Source organism: Exiguobacterium sp. USCH10 (assembly GCF_037619445.1).
Taxonomy (GTDB): Bacteria; Bacillota; Bacilli; order Exiguobacteriales; family Exiguobacteriaceae; genus Exiguobacterium; species Exiguobacterium aestuarii_A.
The window spans coordinates 17,752-39,201 of record NZ_JAQPZO010000007.1 but is presented as its reverse complement, the minus strand read 5'-3'; the positions used below and the strand labels follow the sequence as shown (position 1 = coordinate 39,201).

Below are 21,450 nucleotides of genomic sequence, written 5' to 3'. Positions count from 1 at the left end.
GAGGAAAACACTATGCATTTTAAGAAAGACTTCGTATTCGGGACAGCCACGTCCTCGTACCAAATTGAAGGCGCACATAACGAAGGAGGCCGCACTCCTTCGATCTGGGATATGTTCTGTGACATCGACGGGCGCGTGTTTGAAAAGCATAACGGCGATGTCGCATGTGACCACTACCATCGTTACGAGGAAGACATTCAGCACATCAAAAAGCTAGGTGTCGACACGTATCGATTCTCCATCGCGTGGCCACGCATCTTCCCTGCCAAGGGAGAGTATAACCCAGAAGGAATGGCGTTCTACAAAAACTTGGCACTACGTCTCCGTGAAGAAGGAATCAAACCAGCCGTCACGATTTACCACTGGGATCTTCCGATGTGGGCTCACGAAGAAGGTGGCTGGGTCAACCGCGAGTCGGTCGACTGGTTCCTCGATTATGCGAAAGTCTGTTTTGAAGAGCTTGATGACATCGTCGACTCTTGGATCACCCACAATGAGCCTTGGTGTGCCGGCTTCCTCGGCTACCACGTCGGTGTCCACGCACCGGGTCATCGTGACATGAACGAAGCGGTACGTGCCGTGCATCACATCTTGTTGTCGCACGGAAAAGCGGTCGAGTTGTTGAAGCGAGAGATGGCGTCCACGACCCCGATTGGCATCACGCTCAACTTGTCACCGATGTACGCGAAAACGGATTCGGCGAATGACCGCCTTGCGATGAACAATGCCGACGGGTATTCGAATCGCTGGTTCCTCGATCCGGTCTTTAAAGGCCAGTATCCGGTCGACATGATGAACTTGTTCTCCAAATATGTGCATAACTTCGATTTCATCCAATCGGGTGATATGGAGACAATCTCGACAGCTTGCGATTTCTTCGGCATCAACTTCTACAGCCGTGGCATTGTCGAGTTCAACGCAGCAAATGATTTCTTGAAGGCAGACGCTTACTCGGACTACGAGAAGACGGGCATGGGCTGGGATATCGCCCCGAACGAATTCAAAGACCTGATCCGTCGTTTACGCGCCGAGTACACTGACCTTCCCATCTACATCACAGAGAACGGCGCCGCATTTGACGACGTGCTGGAAAATGGCGAAGTCCATGACGATAACCGGATCGACTACGTCCGCCAGCACCTCGAAGCCGTCTCTGACTTGAACGATGAAGGCATGAACATTCAAGGCTACTACCTTTGGTCGCTCATGGATAACTTCGAATGGAGCTTCGGATACGAGAAGCGCTTCGGAATCCTCTATGTCGACTTTGAGACACAAGAGCGTATCTGGAAAGATAGCGCGAAGTGGTATGCCGGTGTCATCGCCGACCATAAAGCCAAACACGCGGATAGCGTCGAGGCGTAACATGCATCCATCCCTGCCGCTACGGGGATGGATTTTTTTGTGTGCAATGTATCTGTTACGGGAACTGTAAGAAGGGGAGGGATGTTCATGAAACGAGAGTTTTCGACATACGAAGTGATGGGATATGACGACCAAGGGAAAATTAAATTTATTCACTTGAGAGAAGGGGAGTTCGTCTTGCCTATTGAGATCAAAGGGGACGACTTACGAAAAATCAAGAAGATGATGGAACTTAACCAGGGCGTCACCGTGATTGTCCATGCAGCGATTGACCAGAGACGGATGCGACTGCTTGAGGTAGACGGATACTCACTCCGAAAAGAAGAGACGTAAAACGCCAGCACCTCATACAGGGCTGGCGTTTGTTTATATTGGTTACCACTAAGCACCAAGGTACATCTCACGATTCGCTGGTGGCGACTTGATTAGATTGACTGATCCGTCTGACCCGTTTCAATACATCCCGCTTCGGTAATTCCGGGTAATCACTCTGTATGCGTTCGACACAGGAGACGATTGTTTCCGTGCGTAACAAGTGAACAATCTGTTGATCGATCGAATCGAGCTCGAGTGGCGTCCTTTCTTTCAAATCCTCCCGGTTTAGCCAAAACGATGCACCGAATACGTGCACGAATATAATCGCCATGGCGGTGAACGATGATAAATCAATGGATGGAAAGAAGGAGAGCACGACGTATAAACTAATCCCGCTCACGATTCCGTGAAGGATTGTATCGAGTAGACGCGGTACGTTCACACGAAAAAATGAGCGTAGCACTCCCATTAGACCATCGACAAAGAAGCTTAAGGTAGTCGATAGCAGATAGAAACAACCGAGCATAGAGAGTGTAGATAGGATTGGGAACGATGTGTCTTCAAGTAAATAGATGAAAATCAAATCGACGGCAAGTAGTGGGGTAAGGGCGAGCGCTAGAATCAACGCGCCCCAACCGAGACCGGTCACAACCTTCATGAGACGTGAGCCCGATAACGTCCTAATGCAATGAACGCCGCAATTAGACATACCATATGTAGCGCGATCCCGATGAGCATGGCGTACGGGATGATGGATTGGAAGCCAAGACCGAATGCAAGGGCGGCACTCGATAAGATCATAAAGCTCGCTGTATAATTTCGGACGGTTGTTTTCTGCTTATTCATATGTACCACAGAGTATCCCGCGATAAGTAAAAAGACGGGAGACAACATAATTGGGTAGACCGATTGAAAGACCAGTCCGATTACTCCGGACAGACCGGCGATGGCAGCGAATATAGAAGAGTAGTATGCTTTCAAATTTCCAACTCCTTAACTCTTTTCCCTAAATATAACAGCCCCTCTCATTGCTGAGAAGGGCTGTCGTTTTTGTTTCAGGCTGACGCTTTATCTGCTTCTTCTTGTGCTTTCAATTCTTCACCATACGAAACGCGGTCTTGAATGCGAACGAATGGAAGGTAAACCGCAACGGCCATAGCAATCGTTGCAATCTGTAAGAGCGCAGCACGCCATCCACCAATCAAGAATCCAGAGATGACTGGAGGTGTCGTCCATGGTACTTGAAGGGCGTTGAACGGCTCGACCCAACCCCAAAGGATGGCGAAGTACACCATGAATGAAGCGATGGCCGGCACGACAACGAATGGGACGAACATGATCGGGTTGAAGACGATTGGCATCCCGAAGATGACTGGCTCATTGATGTTGAAGATACTTGGTGCAAGTGACAACTTACCGAGCTGCTTCAAGTGTGCCGAACGTGCAACGATTAAGACGGCGATGATGAAACCGATTGTGATTCCTGATCCACCGAGTTTTGTGAATACGTCGAGGAACTGAATCGTAACGATTTTTGCGTTCTCACCAGCGACAAGCGTACCACCTGCATCGAGGATGGCTTGGTTTTGAAGCGCGTTCGCTGTGAGAAGAGGTCCCATGATCCCCATGAGGATTGCGGCACCGTGAATCCCACACCACCACATGACAGACATGAGCACCATGATGATGACGGCTCCAGCGAGTGTGTCTGTCAAGTTTTGAAGCGGTGCTTGAAGCACATCATAGATGACTTCTGTGAACGTACGCTCTGCAACCGCTTGGAAAATCGCAAACGTTGCAACGGCGAGCGAGATGATTGCCAAACCAGGAACAAGTGCAGAGAATGAGTTCGATACGCCTGGCGGTACACCGTCTGGCATTTTAATGCTGATCCCGCGTTTGATGAACTGCGAGTAGATGAATCCAACTGTCAATCCGACGATGATGGCAGCGAGGACACCTTGTCCACCTGTCCATACTTTTGGAATGACGCCACCGACGAATTCCCCAGATTCAGACAAGACAGAAGCTTGTGTGATGATGAGGAACGAGATGATTCCGAGAATACCAGCCGGTACCCCTTCGATCTTTTCGTTCTTGACGTACGAGTAAGCGATTCCAAAAACACCGATTAAAGCAAGAATGTCAAACGTCGCACCGACGACTTGCGTGAGCGGGAGTGACCAGTCTGCTCCGAATAGACCTGACATGAAGTCGGCCCAACCTGGAATCGGTAATGCCAGGATGAGAAGGAACAGCGACCCGATGATGGTCATCGGCATCGTCAGGATGAACCCGTCCTTAATCGCAAGGACGGGCTTGGCGTTCGCGAAGCGAACAAAAGCAGGGGTGAACTTTTCAAATACTCTTTCTAAGCGGCTCATAGGGGAACCTCCTTATAGGTCTTCAGCGCGCGTGGCGATGATCTCTTTATACCAATGGAACGACTGTTTCTTCTTCCGTGCGAGACCGTTGTTGTGGTCGACATAGATGAAGCCGTATTGTTTCTTATAACCGTTCAACCAGCTGAGTAGGTCGATTGCAGACCAAGCATAGTAACCGGCAACGTTGATGCCTTGTTGAACAGCGTGTTTGACTGCGCGAAGGTGACCTTCGATGTACTCGATTCGTGGCGTGTCCATGATTTCACCGTCGACGATCGGGTCGACATCACCGAGACCGTTCTCTGTGATATAGATTTTGACGTCGCCGTAACGATCTTTTAACATGTGCATCCCATCGAGGAACGCTTCCGGTGAGATTTCCCAATCCCATTTCGTGTACACTTTGTCGTCCATCTTGACTGTCTTATAGACGCCATCGAACGATGGGTTACCAGGGCGACCTGTCGAGTTTTCACGTCCACCAGCCATGACGAGCGCCGAGTCATTTTTCATGACGCGCTGCGGGCTGTAGTAGTTGAGACCGATAAAGTCGTTCATCGGAGCGGTACGTTTCAAGACGTCGAGTTCTTCCTCTGTCATTTCAGGGAGAAGACCTTGTTCGTTCAGACCGTTCACGACGTACTCTGGATATTCACCTTTTAAGATTGGGTCGTAGAACCAATGTGTCGCATAAGCGTTCGCATGCATTTCGGCAAACTTGTTCTCTTCTGCGTCATCGATACTGAACGCCGGGTTGAACACGTGCGTGATCCCGATTTCGCCAGTGTGACCGTTTTGTTTGAAGAGCTCGACGGCACGGGCGTGAGCGACGAAGACGTTGTGCGTCGTTTGGAAATAACCTTTGACGTCGCCTTCGATGCCTGGCGGGTGTGCGCCTGTTAAGTATCCAAGTGAGCAGAAGATGACCGCTTCGTTGAATGTGATCCAGTGGTTGACACGGTCACCGAACGATTGGAAGCAAGTATCCGCGAAACGGACGAATGCGTCAACCGTCTCTTTGTTCTTCCAGCCGCCTTTTTCTTCAAGTGCTTGTGGAAGGTCCCAATGGTAGAGTGTGACGAATGGGACGATGTCGTGTTTCAAACATTCGTCGATCAAGTTGTTGTAGAACTCAAGTCCTTTTTCGTTCACTTCACCCGTACCGTTCGGGAAGATGCGTGGCCATGAGATCGAGAAGCGATACGATTCGAGTCCCATCTCCGCCATGAGCGCGATGTCTTCTTTATAACGGTGGTAATGGTCGACTGCGACGTCGCCGTTTGTGTTTTCAAATGTCTTACCAGGAATTTTCGAGAAGACGTCCCAGTTTGAGAGACCTTTCCCGTCCTCGTTCCATGCGCCTTCGACCTGATAAGAGGCCGAAGCAGCGCCGAACAAGAAATCTTTAGGCATTTTCAAAGTCATCACCTCAGTTTATTTATTTACAAGTTTCAATGAGTGGTCTAATACTTTCGCACCGTTCATCATGCCGTAGTCGACTGTGTTGATGACGTCGATTGGAACACCTTTTGGTTCGCAGATTTGCTTCCCTTTTGAAAGGAGGTACTTCACTTGTGGTCCGAGAAGTGCAACGTCGATGTTATTAACGTATGTTTCCATCTCTGATTCTGGGTAAGCTGCGATTTCAGCTTCGATGCCACGTTCAGAGGCAACCGCTTTCATTTTTTCTACTAACATACTTGTTGACATACCTGCCGCACAGAAGAGTCCGATTTTAATCATTTTTGATCCATTCCTTTCAATTCGTTGATTTCGTTTTGCATGTTCATCATATATCCAAGCATTTCTTTAACGAGAATTGTGTTCATCAAGTGATCTTGCGCGTGCACCATGAGGACACCGACTGTTGCCGATTTACCTTGTGCTTCGAGCGTGACGAATTTCGTTTGAATCGCATGTGCTTCTTTTAATGTTGCGTCACCAGCAACGACTGCTGCCTCGGCTTCTTCTTTTTTTCCTTCTTGCATGAGGAGCATCGCTTGATGGTAGCTCGCTTTGGCGTCACCCGAGAGGGCGATGAGACCGAAAATATCTTCCGGTGAAATTTCGATTGTTTCAGAAACCATAGTATCTCTCCTTTTTGTATGGATAACTAAAATTCATAGGTACAAATATTTTCTACACGTTGATAGTAGCACGAAAGCGTTTTCGTGTAAACCCTTTCTTTTCGAAAAATTGCATAAAAAATGCGCACGAGAAAAGCATCTCTCGGGCGCGTTTAGGACTTGATGTTCGAGACTTTGAGCATTTTGACATGTTTAAAATGATGGATGGAACGAGAGACGTCGAAGATTTGACCATTTGTTAAATAGACGGTGTTATCGACAATCAAGGCTGGGTCATTCTCGTTCAAGTCGAGCAGATCGGCGGACTCAGAATCTAAAAAGTCTGCGTAAATGACTCGGTCGGCGAATCCGATGGCGAGCTTTTGGTCACTTCGTAAATACGTATAAATCGACTTTTGGACGATGTTCTCGTCTAAGTAGATGACGAGCTCTTTTCGGAAGTATGAATCTTCCACCGAGAACGGATGGTCATCGACGAGACGTAGACGCTTCACGAAGTAGACGGGTGTCCCAATCGGGCACTTCATACGTTCTGCGACTTCATCGTTTGCAACCGTCTGTTCGAAATGTAAGACGCGTGTCTCGACTTTCCGGCCACTGAAGTCACTCGTGAGACCTTGAAGTTTTTCAAGGTTGATGTAATCGCTATTGTAATGGTCGCGGACGAAGACACCGCTCCCTTGGACTTGATAGACGTATCCTTTGTTGACGAGGATCTCGATTGCTTTTCGGACCGTATTGCGACTGACACCATATTTATTGGCGTACTCATCTTCAGTCAATAGTTTATTCGTATGTTGGTAGACGTGATTGACAATGTCTGCTTCAATCTGACTTGCAACTTGCTTGTACTTCGGAGACATACGGTTCTACACCTTTCATAAAAAATTTGTAGGAATGAATTCGCTAACAGTATAGCAGATAACCTTTGTAAGCGGATACGTTTCATTCGTTAATTGTTGAAAAAAGTCGAACGATTCATTGCGGGAATATTCGGAAAATGTGAAACAATAATGGCATAGAGTACGTATAGAGAAGTAATGCACAGGAAAGAAAGGAAGTGCTCTAGTTGACGGAGACACATTGGTATACGGAAGAAACCACATGGCGCAAGTCACACCTTCGGGTCGGTTATACATTGCTGGCGTTTATTGTACTTGCAATTATCCTATCGTTCTTCGGACGTTATGTCTGGCTGACCGTTCCGTTTGTCTTGATTGGAATCGCCATGATTGGATTAGACGTGAAAAAGTATCGAATGCGTCGTAAGCATATGGATAATCAAAATGTGATGCGATTACTGAAGTGGAATCTACTGTATGATTTGATCAGTTCAGGTGTGCTTATCTCACTCATTTCAGCTCTTCTCATCTTTCAATATGACAGTTTGACGTTAGCGATAGGCCTTCTTGTATGGGGAGTGGTGAGCGATCAGGTGTCACGAACGTTTCAAAAGAAATTAAATGAACAGGTTCCATTATTAAACCAGTTGGATCAGGAGCGACAAAAATGATGAATGAACGGATAACGCAAGAGAAGGCATGGAAACGTTTATTCGACCAATGGATTTTCGGCATATTTGGAACATTGGTGGTACTCATGTTTACCATCAGTTTATGGACGGATGACCTTATATGGGGCGTGTTGTATATAGCCTGTACACTCATTCCGTTGAACATCTTATATGTGAAGCGTTATCGGATGCGCCTGTCATTTCAACCAGAATTGAAAGGGTTATATCGTCGCCAGCTTGCTCGGGACGTGATTAACAGTGTTGCGTTTTTCCTCGCATTGAATCATCAATTACTGTTCACATCAAACGTGGCGTATGTGTGTGTCACGGTGTTCATCGGTGGCGCAATATTATGGACATGGAACGTGGAGACGCAGACAAAACGACAAGATGTAGAGTGTATCAACTTTAACAAGGAGGCGATATAAGTGGAGCAAGACATAAAGTGGATGCAACGGATGCGAGGTTATGCCGTACCCGTCATGATTCTATATGTCACAGCCGTCATTGTCGCCCTTTTGCTAGAGAAAATGTGGCTCATTCCTATCATGGGGTCGGTCTCCGTGATCATCATCGTAATGGGCTATAAAGAGATGCGCATCATGTGGCGAATGACCGAGCACCCACAGGCTCATCGAATCCTTATTTTCCAGTACATATTCGAATGGGTGGATGCGATGTTATTGACGACACTCATGGTGACCTTGCTGACAGCGACAGAATTTGGTCTCGTGATTGGTCTCTTTTTCGGGATATGGGGAGTACTTAGTCCGCTTCGGCAGAAATGGTTCACAAAACAACTCCAACAGATTGAACCAGGGCTTCCGACGTATGAAGAGGTGATTGAAGGGAGGGTCTCGCATGAATCGTCCATTTGAACTAACCGTAACGCATGCCAAACGGTTCGAGAGGTTCTTTGGTTGGCCCGTACTCATCATTTTCTTGATTTCGTTCATCGTGATGTTACGGACACAGGCGACATGGGTCATCCCGGTCATGTTGGTTGTATCCATGGGCTTGGCTTATAAAGGATATATGGAATATCGAGTCATTCGCCATTTTGCCGAACATCAAGCGGTCGCTCGCGTATTACGCTATCGACTCATTGACTGTTGGATTAGTGCCATTTCTTTGTTTGCGTTGTTCATCCCAATGTATGTAAACGAAGATGCCTTCATCCTGATTGGCGGAATCGTCGCCCTTTGGGGGTTGACGAAATCGTATCGAGAGAAGAAGTGGGAAGAGCGAATCCATGCACATCAGTCAAGGCTACCAACGTATGAAGAAGTGTTGGAAAGGAGAGAGGACGTATGGAACTATCACCAAAAGTAAAATCGCAAATCGATACGATTTTAAAAGTAGATCGTTGGACCGGATGGGGTGTCGGAATCATCGGAATTGGACTCGTTGTCAGTTTTTTGATTTACGCCTCGTATTGGACACTCTCGGACGGCGTGATCACCGGGACGCTATATGCGGTACTCGCTATCGTGTTGACAGGTATCTTTGTTCGATATCAGATGTGGCTGCGTTTCGTGAACAATCAAACGGCGCGTAACCTCTTATCGTTCAAAATGATGGCGCACACGCTCGCTTTGACGGGTGTCGGGATGTATGGGCTCTTCTACTTCACGAGTGAAGCGACGAGCACACAATCGTTCCGAATGTTTCTCCTTTCCCAGCTGACGTTTTTCGGGATTGAATACTTGGCGAAGCGGTTCGACCGCGTCATTCAGTCTTATGATGAGAACTATTTGACGGATCAAGATTTAAAAGCAATTCGTGAAGTCCGCGAATACGAGAAGGAGCAACGTCGTGAACAAGCGTGAGCAGATGAGAGAGTTGACGGCATTTGATGAATCGGGGAAATGGACTGTGGGTATGATGAGCGGGGCACTCGCACTTATGCTTTTCTTCGCTGTAGAGAAAGGTTGGATGTCGTTGGTAGGTGTGTTGTTGATTTCGACAATCGCAGCATTACCTGCATGGAAGAAGACGTGGGACCGAGAGGCGATCAAGAAGCGTTATCTGACATCGAGAGAAGCGAAACGACTCGCGCATTGGAACTCGATCACCGGTTTGATTGCGTACCCGTTTGTAATTGTTTTTCTGTATTTCACGGTTACAGGGCAGATTTCGACACTTGCTTTCTTTATAACGATTGCAGTACTCATCCCAATCTTGATGATGATCCATCGATTGTACGAACGTCATATGGTTCGTCTTGATGAGAACTACGTCACGGAACGTGAATTAAGAGAAGAACAAAAATGGGGGAGCGCGTGACTCACTCGAGAAAGTAGGAAGATGAAGTGAGGATTGCGACGTATAATATTTGGAACCATGAAACGTCATGGCAAAAACGAATCGATGCGATTTGCCAAGAAGTGAAACGAATCGATGCGGACGTCGTTGCCCTACAAGAAGTCCGTTCTGATGAGCAAGGGAGTATGGCGCATGACATTGCGAAAGTGACAGGCTATCCGTTCTGCGTCTTTCATCCTTATCCTGACTCACCGGACGAAGGACTCGCTTTTCTGAGCAAGGCTCCTTTAGATTCAGTTGAGGCGATTTGGGAAAGTGACGTGGAAGAGTCTAACTTTTGTGCGACCCGAGTGACACTTGCGTTCGGCGGTCAGGAATGGGGCATCACGAATGTGCATCTGAATTGGCGTTCTGTCTCGATTCGAGAACATCAGATGGCGGCGGTTCAAGAATGGTTAAGTCAAGGATGCCGGAAGTCGGTCGAAGTGTTATGTGGAGATTTTAATGACCATCCTCAATCCACTATCTATTATGACTTATCGGATGCAGGGTGGCGGGATGTGACGACGTTTGTTGTGGAAGATCCACGGGCGACGTTAGACGTAAAGCACAACCCGTACCTACAATCCTCTCATCTCGAGCAGCCTGAACGATACGATTGGATTCTGATCCGTTCCAAGTGGAAAGATGTTGAGGTTCAGCATGTCGATGTATTTGGAGACATACGAATGAGTACGGACGTCATACCGAGTGATCATTACGGGGTTGTCGCCGATGTCATCGTGAAATAAAAGGAGGATGTGCTGCGGCGCGTCCTTTTCTATTTGAACAACCGCGCGATGAACCCCACACATGCCGCAAAGGGAAGAAGGAGAAGAAGCCCGAGCCATTGATCACGCCAGACGACAAACCAGAAAGCGGCTTGCAGACACAGGATGCCAACTGCGGCAAAGATCACGAATAAGAATGCTTTCTTACGGGTGGAGCGGTCTTCCCACCATTCTTTAAAGTAAGGAAAACTGCAGAAGAATGCCATCGCCATAAAGAAAATCGCAGGAAACAACATGACATCCCCTAACGTGCTGCTCCCTTCAAATTCAAGCCACCTGGATAAGACAGATAACAGTATGCCAATTAACAGGAAGATGCCACCCATGTGTTTTCCCTCATTTCTTTACTCGTTACTTGTATCATGCCCGTTCTCTCCCTAGTCGAAAACCTGAAGGAGTGATGGCTTTTTAGTGAAAGTGGTGACTTTTACATGAACGGTAAAAAAGTATTCATCGACAATTTTTCAGATTGCTCTATCCAATTCTTTTTGTACTCGATAGCATGAAAGCGTATCTGGAGAAACGGCTGGGTATGAGATAGAAGCGCCAGAACTCTACGGAGTTGACGAGGACGAAGGTGATCGAGATTTCGGCGGATGCCTTCCAGTCGCGTGTCACGACTGAAAGAGTCTCGGTAAAGCGTTCGGGTGACCGGACGGACAAAACGAGACTTAATGACATTACTCTAAAAAGCCCGTTTCCTTTTTCGAGAAATCGAAGGATAGAGGAGAGTTTTGTATGTGTGGAATCGTAGGGATGATCGGACAAGTTGGAACGAAAGAGATTTTATTGAAAGGGCTCGAAAAGCTCGAGTATCGCGGCTACGACTCGGCAGGGATTGCCTTGGTCGGTGAGGACATTCGTACATTCAAAGAAGTGGGACGAATCCAAGCACTCCGTGACATCGTACCGGCTGACGCCGAAGGAACAATCGGAATCGGTCACACGCGTTGGGCGACACACGGGGTACCGAGCGTACCGAACGCCCACCCGCACCAAAGTACGACAGGACGCTTCACGCTCGTGCATAACGGCGTGATTGAGAATGATGAACTATTGAAAGCTTCGCTCGATGTCCCGTTCCTCTCGGAGACGGATACGGAAGTCATCGTCCAGCTCATGGAGAAGCACTTCGTCGAGCTCGGTGACGTCGAGGCGGCGTTCCGCAAGACGCTATCGGACCTCCACGGATCATACGCGATCGCGATGATCGATTCAGAGGACAAAGAGCGCCTTTATATCGGTAAGAACAAGTCACCGCTCCTCGTCGGACTCGGTGACGGCACGTTCAACGTCGTCGCATCGGACGCGATGGCGATGCTCCAGGTGACGGACCAGTACCTCGAGCTCCACGACGGCGAGATCGTCATCCTCACGCGTGAGTCGGCGACAATCAAGACGCTCGACGGCGAAGTCCTCGAACGTGCACCATACACGGCCGAGATCGACGCGTCAGACATCGAGAAGGGCACGTACGCGCACTACATGTTGAAGGAGATGGACGAGCAACCGGCCGTCATCCGCAACATCATCCAGCATTACCAGAACGAGAACGGCGACATCGAACTCACGGACGGGGTGCGCGAGCTCGTCTCGGAAGCGGACCGCGTCTATATCGTCGCCTGTGGGACAAGCTATAACGCCGGCCTCGTCGGGAAAGACATTTTAGAACGCATTGCCGGCATTCCGACAGAAGTACACGTCTCGTCAGAGTTCGGCTATAACATGCCGCTCTTAAGTGAACGTCCGTTGTTCGTCTTCTTATCCCAATCTGGTGAGACGGCGGACAGTCGTGCCGTCCTCGTCGAAGTGAAGAAACGCGGATACAAAGCACTCACGATGACGAACGTTCCAGGATCGACACTGTCGCGTGAAGCGAACGAGACGATGCTCCTCCACGCAGGACCGGAGATCGCGGTCGCGTCGACGAAAGCGTACACGGCACAAATTGCCGTCCTCGCAATTCTCGCGTATGACATCGCCCGTGCGACAGGGAAAGAGTTGCCGTTCAATCTCATGTCGGAACTCGCTCGTGTTGCGACGATCATGGATTCGATCATGGCACAAAAAGAATTGTTCGAGGATCTCGCGGAACGTTATTTGAAGACGACACCAAATACGTTCTTCATCGGTCGTGGGCTCGACGCGTCGGTCTGTCTCGAAGGGGCGCTCAAGGTCAAAGAGATTTCGTATATCCAAGCGGAAGGGTACCCAGGTGGGGAACTGAAGCACGGGTCGATCGCCTTAATCGAAGACGGGACACCGGTCATCGCGCTCATCTCGCAACCGAAGACGAACTTGAACATCCGCGGGAACGTCAAAGAGGTCGTCGCCCGTGGCGCGAACGCCTGTATCATTTCCATGCAAGGCGTCGAACATGAGAATGATGACTTCATCTTGCCACATGTTGAGCCACTCTTGGCACCACTCATCAACGTATTGCCAGTTCAGTTGATGGCATATTACGCGGCGCTCGCCCGTGGTTGTGACGTCGACAAGCCACGTAACTTGGCGAAGTCGGTGACGGTCGAATAAACTGAACATAGCATAGGGCACCTTTCTTCAGGAGAGGTGCTTTTTACTACTTGCCGATATCTTTGCCAACAAGCAAAATAGTAGGATAAGTAAGCGGTTCCAACTTATGATTAGATAAAGATAAGCGACGAAAGAAGGGCTGACATGAACGTATACATTGCTTGCCATAGCGGATTTGTGACGAGTGCGATGGCGGCGAAGTTGTTCGCACAGGCAAGCGAGGGGCGCTTGTCTTGTACGATTACGCACGGAACGATTCAAAACATCCCGAATGAGGTGGATTTGATTCTCTATCAGGAAGGGGCGACCCCGGTTACCCATCCGACCGCACGTGTCCGGTCAGTCCGACAACTCCTGTCGCTCGAGGAATACCGACTACTTGTCGAAGAATGGATGGATGAGCATGAGACATGAGTGGACCGCGAGAGAACGGTCGATTTTACTACACTTATTGGCAACTGAGACATCGACACCGCTCGCCGAAATCGCGCAGGCGGTGAATTTGTCTGAACGCACGATTCAACGGGAACGACAATTACTTGAAGGCATCTTGAAAGAGTTCGAGCTCGAACTCGCCTGGCAACGTGGGCATGGACTTAGCCTTGTCGGCAAACCGTCGGCGAAACAACAATTACGAGAAGATCTCATCTTATCTGCAGAAGCGATCCCAACGAGCGAGGACCGCTTATTTGAGCTGGCATGGCGCCTCTTGTTTGAGAGCGACACACTCAAACTGCAGGCGGTCGCCAAACAGATGCACGTCTCTCCGAGTACGTTGACGCAAGATTTGGAGAAGTTAGATCGATGGTTCGAAGAATATCATTTAGAAGTCGAGCGGAAAAAAGGTGTCGGTGCCAGAGTGCTCGGGTATGAGTCGGAGAAACGTAAGCTACTGATCAACGCGTTGCTCGCTCACTGGGATACACTTGCCTTTTACCGCTTCGTTCGTGGCGAGGATGACTACATTCCGGCCTTTTTGAAGACCGTACCATGCGAAGAAATGCTGGAAAGTCTTCGGGACGGTTATGATTATTTGAAGTCACGCTCGTTTGAGCGGATGGATGACCGCACCATCATGCGGGTCACGTTCGCCTATGGTGTGCAACAAGAACGGCTAGCGTCCGGATTCTTTTTAGAGATGTATACGAAAGGACGGTCTGAGGACTATTTGAAAGTCGCCACCGACATGGAGGAAGCACTTGGCATCACCTACTCGATGGCGGAACGTGTCTGGTTTGCCGAGGAGGCGAATCGTCTTCGCTCGATTAAAGATCAAATGAAAGAAGATGAAGAAGAGCGGTGGATCATGCAGATTCGGGTGCATAAACTGATTCATCACGTCTCGCTCATTTACGGGTTTACCTTTACGGATGACACGGCACTCGAACGTGGATTGCTCGCACACATCTTGTCGAGTATGGACACGCAGGCGCTACCTGAAACGAGTACAGTCAAGCCGCATATCGATCGAGACTATCCGGGACTTCGCTCTGCAATCCAACAGGCTGCTGATATCGTCTTTGGAATGAATACGTTCACAGAAGAAGAAACTGTCTTTTGGGCGATGCACTTCGCGGCAGCACTCGTCAAACCGGTACGACGTCGCGAGTATCGGGCACTCGTCGTTTGTTCGGCCGGACTCGGTTCGTCGAAGATGCTCGTTAACCGTGTGCGTCAAGAGTTCCCGGAGATGCAAGACGTCATCAACTCGTCTCTATTCGGACTAGAACAGCATCGACTCGAGGAATACGATGTCGTCTTGTCGACGGTGCCATTACCACCGCTCTCGGTGCCGACATTGATCGTCAATCCGCTGTTGACGAGTGAGGAAGTACAACGCGTCCGTCATCTCTTGTTGTCGTTACCACAATCATTCCAAACGCTGACTTCAAAGCCGCGATCGACGATGCTCGATTTTGCCGAACTTGGTGAACTCGTGGAGACGTTTGAGCGGATGGATGATCAGTTTGATTTGGTCACACTCAACAATACGGACCGTTTAGAAGATATCTTGGTCGACATCGGAACGCATCTCGAGGAACGAAATCTCGTGCAAAGTGGAATTCAGTTGTCTGCGCAATTGCTTCGGCGTCACGAAGTTGCAGGTCTTGGGGTGCCGGGTACAAAACTGGCACTCTTCCACGGACGACATGCTTCGATTGAGAAAGCGAGTGTGTTTGCATTCGATTTAACGACATCGATCCCGCTCCTGATGATGGATCAATCGACTGAACCCGTGACGCGACTTCTCGTGCTCCTGGCACCAGAAGAGGCGCGCGATGTCGAACTTCAATTTTTAAGTGCGATCAGCGGGTCGCTCATTGAGAGTGAGGAGCATATGCGTCTATACAGCACGGGGACGAAAGAGGACCTTCGTTTACTCCTGCACGAATGCATGAAAAAAATGATTCATGAGACATTGTACGAAAAATGACCGAACCATGGTCATTTTTTTGTTTGGCACAAAATGTTGCCAAAGTGTGAACTGGATTGAATTGAGAAAGCGCTTACTCCGAGCATACAATACAGGTGTAGAGCACAAACCGGTTAGCTACACTACACATTCAACCTTTCACATTTTACAGACTGGAGGTTTTATACATGGCGAATACGCAAGCGAGCTCGGGCGGGGTCCGAGTCAAAGTACAACGATTCGGTAGTTTCCTCAGTGGGATGGTCATGCCGAACATCGGTGCCTTCATTGCCTGGGGGATTATCACAGCACTCTTTATTCCGACAGGATGGTGGCCAAACGAAAACTTAGCAGAACTCGTTGGTCCAACGATCACCTATCTCTTACCATTACTCATCGGTTTCACAGGTGGTAAATTACTTCATGACGTACGAGGCGGTGTCGTCGGGGCGCTCGCCACGATGGGTGTCATCGTCGGGACAGACATTCCGATGTTCCTCGGAGCGATGATCATGGGTCCACTCGGTGGTTACATCATCCGCCAAGTCGACCGTGCCCTTGAAGGCAAAGTCAAAGCAGGATTCGAAATGCTCGTCAACAACTTCTCGGTCGGGATCATTGGTGGACTTCTCATGCTTGGAGGATTCGAAATCTTCGGTCCAATCATGAGCGCCCTCGATAAAGTGATGGCGGCAGGTGTTGACTGGATCGTCGGAGCGAAATTACTTCCAGTGGCGAGCTTGTTCATCGAACCAGCAAAAGTTCTCTTCTTGAACAACGCCATCAACCACGGGATCTTAAGTCCACTCGGTGTCGATCAAGTGGCAGAGGCTGGTAAGTCTGTTCTCTTCTTACTTGAAGCGAACCCAGGGCCAGGTCTTGGATTACTTCTCGCATACATGTTCTTCGCCAAAGGTGCAGCAAAACGTACAGCACCTGGTGCAGCGATCATTCACTTCCTCGGTGGGATTCACGAGATTTACTTCCCATACGTGTTGATGAAACCAATCTTGATCCTTGCGATGATCGCAGGGGGCGCAACAGGGATCTTCACATTCGTTCTCTTTGATGTCGGTCTCGTCGCACCGGCTTCACCAGGCAGTATCTTCGCCATTCTCGCGATGGCGTCACGCGGTTCATACCTCGGACTCGTGGCAGGGATTTTCTTGTCGGCAGCGGTCACGTTCGCTGTGGCGAGTGTCATCTTGAAATCGAGCGCAGCAGAGGAAGTATCACTCGAAGAAGCGACACAAAACGTTAGCGCGATGAAAGGCAAACAGTCTTACGCATCTGCTCTCGTGACAGATCGCCTTGATAAAGTCGATCACATCATCTTCGCATGTGATGCAGGAATGGGGTCAAGTGCGATGGGGGCCTCGGTTCTCCGAAACAAGGTCAATAAAGCCAACTTGCCAATCAAAGTGACGAACACGTCGATCAGCAACTTGCCGAAAGATGCGCAGTTTGTCATCACGCATGAAGACTTAACAGAGCGCGCAGAAGCGCAAGCACCGAATGCGATTCATCGCTCGGTCACAAACTTCTTGAACGCTGATTACTATGACCAATTAGTAGAAGAGATTAAAGCGGAACGAAGCAAAATTTCTTGAACACAGAACAGATAGAGATACGGTTTAGCTATTAGGAGGAAATCAAAATGCCATTCATTCAAACAGAGATGATTCGACTTAACCAAACATTCGCAACGACAGAGGAAGCAATCACAGCAGCCGGGGCAGTCCTACAAGACGCCGGCTGTGTGACGCCGGAATATGTAGAGGCGATGCATGAACGTCAAGCGATCGCAAACGTCTATATCGGAAATCACGTAGCCATTCCACATGGTACAGAAGCGGCGAAATCAGCGGTTCAGAAGACGGGAATCTCGTTCCTGCAAGTACCGGACGGTGTCGACTTCGGTGGACAGACGGCTAAACTCGTCATCGGGATTGCAGGCGTGAATGATGAACATTTAGAGCTCCTTTCGCAAATCGCGATTCTCTGCTCGGACGAAGAAAACGTGGAGCGTCTTGTTCAGGCGAAGACGAAAGAAGAAATCTTGGCGCTCTTCATGGAAGAGGTGGCATAAATGAAAGCTGTTCATTTTGGAGCAGGAAACATCGGACGCGGATTTATCGGATTGTTGCTCAATCAAAGTGGTTATGAGGTGACGTTCGTCGACATTAACGACACGGTCATCGAAGCACTCGAAGCAAAACGTCACTATGAGGTCGGATTCGCTGAAGACGGTGTCGATCGAATCGTCGTCGACCGAGTACGCGGGGTCAACAGTTTGAAAGAGCCAGCCCGTGTCGCGGCTTTGATTGCAGAAGCGGATCTCGTGACGACGGCTGTCGGACCCTCACTTCTTTCAAAAGTAGCGCCATTGATCAGTGAAGGTCTCCGTGCGCGTGAAGTTGAGGACGCGCCGGTCTATGTCATCGCATGTGAGAACATGATTGGTGGGAGTGCCATTCTTCGTCAAGAAGTAGAGGCACGTGGCGGTGTCGGGGAGGCGAACGTCTTCTTCCCGAATGCGGCAGTTGACCGTATCGTTCCCCTTCAACAGCATGAAGACCCACTTTACGTGGAAGTCGAAACGTTTCATGAGTGGGTCATTGAGACGCAAGGACTGAACGAGCAACCACCGATTCAAGGTGTGACATGGGTCGAGGAAATCGGACCGTACATTGAACGGAAGCTCTTTACAGTGAATACAGGGCACGCCATCGCCTCTTACATCGGTTCGTTGTTCGGGAAGGCGACGATTGATGAGGCGCTACAAGATCGTCGTGTGCGTCAAGTCGTTCAAGGCGCATTGTATGAAACGGGTTGGTTATTGCTTGAGAAATATGGTTTCGAGGCGAAAGAGCATAGCCAATACATCCAAAAAATCATCAAGCGCTTTGAGAATCCGAAATTGAAGGATGAAGTGTCACGGGTGGCACGTTCGCCGATTCGTAAACTCGGACCGAGCGACCGTCTCGTCAAACCAGCCCGTGAGTTGATGGATAATGGGATCGAGCCGAACGAACTCGCTTACGGGATTGCAGCGGCCCTCCATTATCACAACCCGGAGGATTCGGAATCGTCAGAACTCAATTTGTCGATTGAAGAGCACGGGATCTCATCAACGATTGAAAAATATTTGCAGCTCCATGAGGGAGACACATTGACGCAATTGATTCTCGACCAATATCATTTGATTCGGGAAGAAGAGAAAGAACGCGTGTCTTAACCAAAAACCGCTTCTGTCAGGTGACAGAAGCGGTTTTTTTAGTGTTTCCCAAATTCGAGATAGGTCGTTGTTTGTTTTACGTGAAGTGGAACGTCTGTCTCGGCTAACGGGCGACTAAAATAATACCCTTGAACAAAATCGCATGACTCTTTGAGAAGCCATTCCAATTGTGCGGATGTTTCGACACCTTCCATCAGAACTTTCATGCCCAAATTGTGACCGAGTTGAATCATCGAGCGAACGATGGCCTCTTGATTACGGTCGGTAAACAAGTTCACGATGAACGACCGATCGATTTTAAGTACTTGCACCGGAAGTTCTCGAAGTTGACTGAACGAAGAATAACCCGTACCAAAATCGTCAAGGGAAATGAGAATCCCTAGTTGATGCAACTGTGTCAATTTTTCACGGGTTGAGGCTTCGTAAGAGAGCATCGAGGACTCTGTCACTTCTAATTCTAGATACATGGGGTCCATCCCGGTTTCTAAAAGAATGGATTGCAAGGTATCAACGAAATCTTCACGTGCAAATTGAAGCGGTGAGACGTTGAGAGATAGCGTGAATGGATCAATCCCACTCCGTTGCCAGCGCACCCAAGTACGACAGCCTTCCCGAATCACCCAATTGCCGATCGAATGAATCAACCCTGTGTTCTCGGCAATCGGGATAAAGTCAGAAGGTGTGATGTTCCCGATGCGGGGATGATGCCAACGAAGTAACGCTTCGACACCTTCTAATCGATTCCGCTTCAAATCAATTTTTGGTTGATAGACGAGTGTGAGTTCATCTTTACTTAATGCGGTGACGAGCGCTTTTTCAATCTCGATATTGCGTAAAATTTGAGGACGTGACGATTCTTCAAATGTCTTGATCTTATTCTTCCCGTCCCGTTTTGATTCGTGCGCAGCTAGACGAGCGAACTGAATCAGTTCATTCGGAGAATGTGTATCTTTTGGATAATGACTAATTCCTGCACTCATCGTGAGTTCAATTGTCGTCCCGTCGACATCAAACGTCGAGGAGATGGCTTTCATACATTTTTCAGCTTTTTGATGAGCGAGCGAGCTGCGTTGAGCGAATAATAAAATGATGAACTCGGATGGTCCGATTCGCGTCAGCACATCATCTGGATGAATTGTAAGTCGCAGACGATCAGCGACTTGGATGATTAATTCATCAGCTCCATGATGACCAAGAATATCACTTAAAAAACGCCAGCGGTTCACATCGATATACAAGCAGGCAACAGAACGCTCTTGTGAGATGCTCTCTTGAAGAAGCGAATCGAGTTTATGACGGTTTGGCAAATCGGTCAATACATCATGGAACGCCATATGTTCGACTAAGCGCTGTGAAGTGACCGTTTTCGTCACATCTCGGATGAACCAAAGTATTTGACGATTCGAACCATCTTGGAGCGGATACGATGTTACTTCTAACACTCGATCATTTGTCTCAATCTGAATTGGTTGGTAGAACGGTTGTTGAGCCGATAACGACGGATGATAGTCTTGAAAAAAAGGTTCTATCGGATGTCCCTCGAATAAGTGAACGAACGCTCGATTTTGATATTGGATTTCCCCATCGTTTGTCGTCGTCACTACGGCATCCGTCGTCGATTCTAATATGGTCGCTTGAAAGAGGTCACGTTTCTGAATTTGTTGATCTAACGTATAAGCGATAAAGTACATCCCGAACAAGAGGAACACGATGCCCGTGACGAGCCAAGCAAGTATAGTCGGGTCGATTGGGATTCGACTCATTACGGAACCGTCTGGTGTAATCGTCGTGGCTTTCATCCCAACGACATGCATACTAAAAATGGCTGCTCCCATTAATAGTGAGAACATCAGCTTCACGGAAAAGGTGACACGTGTTGTCGAGTAGGAAGAAAAGAAACCTACCCATAAAGCAAGAAGCGAGGCTCCCCATGCGATGCCGAGTGATAAGAGAACCCAAAGATAGTCGAAAGTCAGTTGAACGCCTTGAATGGCGGCAGTCCCGATATAATGCATACTGACAATGCCTAATCCCATCAACCCGGAAGACTGAAGTAATGTCACCCGTGTCGTGTTACGCGCGATTAATCCGAATGACAGAACACATCCAACAATCGCAGGTATCATGGACACGATAATAAGCCAGACGGAGTAAGTACTTTCATGCAAAGAAGCATGACCAAGCATGGCGACAAAATGCATGGACCAGATTCCAAGTCCTAATATAGTGCCGCCAAACAAGATCCAAATTCGGTTGGATGAGGTCGATCCTCCCGTGACCCGTTTCGCTAACTCGAGTGCCATTAAGGCAGATACGCTAGCGATGATAAAGGCGAGCGTCATTAGAAATCCGTTGTGACTCATGGTCTGTGTGCTAATCTCTTCCATAGTATCCATACCTCGTAGGGTTTATTTGTAGTACGTTCAGTTTATTATATGCGGAATCGTGTCAATTACATATAAAAATATTGAAATGCTATTCTTTGCGTTAAATAACGGGTACTAA

Annotated in this window: 24 protein-coding genes; 15 read left to right on the top strand and 9 right to left on the bottom strand. The window is 48.6% G+C overall.

Features of this window, described 5'->3' with window-relative positions; translation table 11 throughout:
- The first annotated feature begins 12 nt into the window (after positions 1-12).
- Together PQI28_RS11175 and PQI28_RS11170 are read left to right on the top strand one after the other, a co-directional pair.
- Positions 13-1,365 (top strand): GH1 family beta-glucosidase, encoded by a 1,353-nt coding sequence (locus PQI28_RS11175; RefSeq protein WP_339963325.1) that lies wholly within the window; start codon positions 13-15, stop codon positions 1,363-1,365.
- Between the two features lie 87 nt (positions 1,366-1,452).
- Positions 1,453-1,698, top strand: coding sequence for a hypothetical protein (locus PQI28_RS11170; RefSeq protein ID WP_339963323.1), 246 nt, complete (start codon positions 1,453-1,455; stop codon positions 1,696-1,698).
- 67 nt (positions 1,699-1,765) lie between these two features.
- On the opposite strand, the gene PQI28_RS11165 is transcribed toward PQI28_RS11170, so the two are convergent.
- The 7 genes from PQI28_RS11165 to PQI28_RS11135 form a co-directional block, all read right to left on the bottom strand.
- Entirely contained in the window at positions 1,766-2,338 is a 573-nt protein-coding gene (locus PQI28_RS11165) for a hypothetical protein (RefSeq protein ID WP_339963322.1), read from the bottom strand.
- On the bottom strand, positions 2,335-2,661 hold the full coding sequence (locus PQI28_RS11160) for a hypothetical protein (RefSeq protein ID WP_339963321.1): 327 nt from the start codon (positions 2,659-2,661) through the stop codon (positions 2,335-2,337). The genes PQI28_RS11165 and PQI28_RS11160 overlap by 4 nt, the downstream gene beginning before the upstream one ends.
- 74 nt (positions 2,662-2,735) lie before the next feature.
- Positions 2,736-4,064 carry a PTS sugar transporter subunit IIC gene (locus tag PQI28_RS11155; RefSeq protein ID WP_339963320.1) on the bottom strand — a complete coding sequence of 443 codons (1,329 nt, stop codon included), beginning with the start codon at positions 4,062-4,064 and terminating at the stop codon, positions 2,736-2,738.
- A 12-nt stretch (positions 4,065-4,076) separates the two neighbouring features.
- Entirely contained in the window at positions 4,077-5,483 is a 1,407-nt protein-coding gene (locus PQI28_RS11150) for a GH1 family beta-glucosidase (RefSeq protein ID WP_339963319.1), read from the bottom strand.
- A 15-nt stretch (positions 5,484-5,498) separates the two neighbouring features.
- Positions 5,499-5,807: a PTS sugar transporter subunit IIB gene (locus tag PQI28_RS11145; protein ID WP_224863627.1), complete on the bottom strand. Its 309-nt coding sequence runs from the start codon at positions 5,805-5,807 to the stop codon at positions 5,499-5,501.
- Positions 5,804-6,151, bottom strand: a complete 348-nt coding sequence (locus tag PQI28_RS11140; RefSeq protein WP_214696899.1) for a PTS lactose/cellobiose transporter subunit IIA — start codon at positions 6,149-6,151, stop codon at positions 5,804-5,806. The genes PQI28_RS11145 and PQI28_RS11140 overlap by 4 nt, the downstream gene beginning before the upstream one ends.
- A 152-nt stretch (positions 6,152-6,303) precedes the next feature.
- On the bottom strand, positions 6,304-7,014 hold the full coding sequence (locus PQI28_RS11135; protein ID WP_015880673.1) for a GntR family transcriptional regulator: 711 nt from the start codon (positions 7,012-7,014) through the stop codon (positions 6,304-6,306).
- Between the two features lie 206 nt (positions 7,015-7,220).
- On the opposite strand from PQI28_RS11135, the gene PQI28_RS11130 reads away from it, so the two are divergent.
- From PQI28_RS11130 to PQI28_RS11100, 7 genes are read left to right on the top strand one after another with little or no spacing between them, the layout of a single operon-like run.
- Complete coding sequence (locus tag PQI28_RS11130; protein WP_339963317.1) at positions 7,221-7,664, top strand: hypothetical protein; 444 nt, start codon at positions 7,221-7,223, stop codon at positions 7,662-7,664.
- Positions 7,664-8,092, top strand: coding sequence for a hypothetical protein (locus PQI28_RS11125; protein WP_339963316.1), 429 nt, complete (start codon positions 7,664-7,666; stop codon positions 8,090-8,092). The genes PQI28_RS11130 and PQI28_RS11125 overlap by 1 nt, the downstream gene beginning before the upstream one ends.
- The gene (locus PQI28_RS11120; RefSeq protein WP_339963315.1) at positions 8,093-8,542 is read left to right on the top strand and encodes a hypothetical protein; all 450 of its coding nucleotides are present in this window, start codon (positions 8,093-8,095) and stop codon (positions 8,540-8,542) included.
- Positions 8,526-8,996, top strand: a complete 471-nt coding sequence (locus PQI28_RS11115; protein WP_339963314.1) for a hypothetical protein — start codon at positions 8,526-8,528, stop codon at positions 8,994-8,996. Before PQI28_RS11120 ends, PQI28_RS11115 begins: the two co-directional genes overlap by 17 nt.
- Positions 8,975-9,493 carry a hypothetical protein gene (locus PQI28_RS11110; RefSeq protein ID WP_339963312.1) on the top strand — a complete coding sequence of 173 codons (519 nt, stop codon included), beginning with the start codon at positions 8,975-8,977 and terminating at the stop codon, positions 9,491-9,493. Before PQI28_RS11115 ends, PQI28_RS11110 begins: the two co-directional genes overlap by 22 nt.
- A complete protein-coding gene (locus PQI28_RS11105) occupies positions 9,480-9,950 on the top strand; it encodes a hypothetical protein (RefSeq protein ID WP_339963311.1) in 471 nt (156 codons plus the stop codon). The genes PQI28_RS11110 and PQI28_RS11105 overlap by 14 nt, the downstream gene beginning before the upstream one ends.
- A gap of 26 nt (positions 9,951-9,976) precedes the next feature.
- Complete coding sequence (locus PQI28_RS11100; protein WP_339963310.1) at positions 9,977-10,720, top strand: endonuclease/exonuclease/phosphatase family protein; 744 nt, start codon at positions 9,977-9,979, stop codon at positions 10,718-10,720.
- Between the two features lie 29 nt (positions 10,721-10,749).
- Here the strand turns inward: PQI28_RS11100 and PQI28_RS11095 are convergent, their stop codons facing one another.
- On the bottom strand, positions 10,750-11,085 hold the full coding sequence (locus PQI28_RS11095; protein WP_339963309.1) for a hypothetical protein: 336 nt from the start codon (positions 11,083-11,085) through the stop codon (positions 10,750-10,752).
- 412 nt (positions 11,086-11,497) lie between these two features.
- Here PQI28_RS11095 and glmS point away from each other — a divergent pair, with 412 nt between their 5' ends.
- The 6 genes from glmS (at position 11,498) to PQI28_RS11065 (ending at position 18,945) form a co-directional block, all read left to right on the top strand.
- Positions 11,498-13,294 carry a glutamine--fructose-6-phosphate transaminase (isomerizing) gene (gene glmS, locus PQI28_RS11090; RefSeq protein WP_339963308.1) on the top strand — a complete coding sequence of 599 codons (1,797 nt, stop codon included), beginning with the start codon at positions 11,498-11,500 and terminating at the stop codon, positions 13,292-13,294.
- Positions 13,295-13,438: 144 nt separating this feature from the next.
- Positions 13,439-13,708: a hypothetical protein gene (locus tag PQI28_RS11085; RefSeq protein WP_074034712.1), complete on the top strand. Its 270-nt coding sequence runs from the start codon at positions 13,439-13,441 to the stop codon at positions 13,706-13,708.
- Entirely contained in the window at positions 13,698-15,728 is a 2,031-nt protein-coding gene (locus PQI28_RS11080) for a BglG family transcription antiterminator (protein WP_339963307.1), read from the top strand. Before PQI28_RS11085 ends, PQI28_RS11080 begins: the two co-directional genes overlap by 11 nt.
- Before the next feature lie 167 nt (positions 15,729-15,895).
- On the top strand, positions 15,896-17,317 hold the full coding sequence (locus PQI28_RS11075; protein ID WP_214697278.1) for a PTS mannitol transporter subunit IICB: 1,422 nt from the start codon (positions 15,896-15,898) through the stop codon (positions 17,315-17,317).
- A gap of 47 nt (positions 17,318-17,364) precedes the next feature.
- On the top strand, positions 17,365-17,796 hold the full coding sequence (locus PQI28_RS11070; protein WP_214748595.1) for a PTS sugar transporter subunit IIA: 432 nt from the start codon (positions 17,365-17,367) through the stop codon (positions 17,794-17,796).
- Positions 17,797-18,945 (top strand): mannitol-1-phosphate 5-dehydrogenase, encoded by a 1,149-nt coding sequence (locus PQI28_RS11065; RefSeq protein ID WP_339963306.1) that lies wholly within the window; start codon positions 17,797-17,799, stop codon positions 18,943-18,945. It abuts the gene before it with no gap.
- A gap of 38 nt (positions 18,946-18,983) precedes the next feature.
- On the opposite strand, the gene PQI28_RS11060 is transcribed toward PQI28_RS11065, so the two are convergent.
- Entirely contained in the window at positions 18,984-21,332 is a 2,349-nt protein-coding gene (locus tag PQI28_RS11060) for a bifunctional diguanylate cyclase/phosphodiesterase (protein ID WP_339963305.1), read from the bottom strand.
- Positions 21,333-21,450 lie beyond the last annotated feature (118 nt).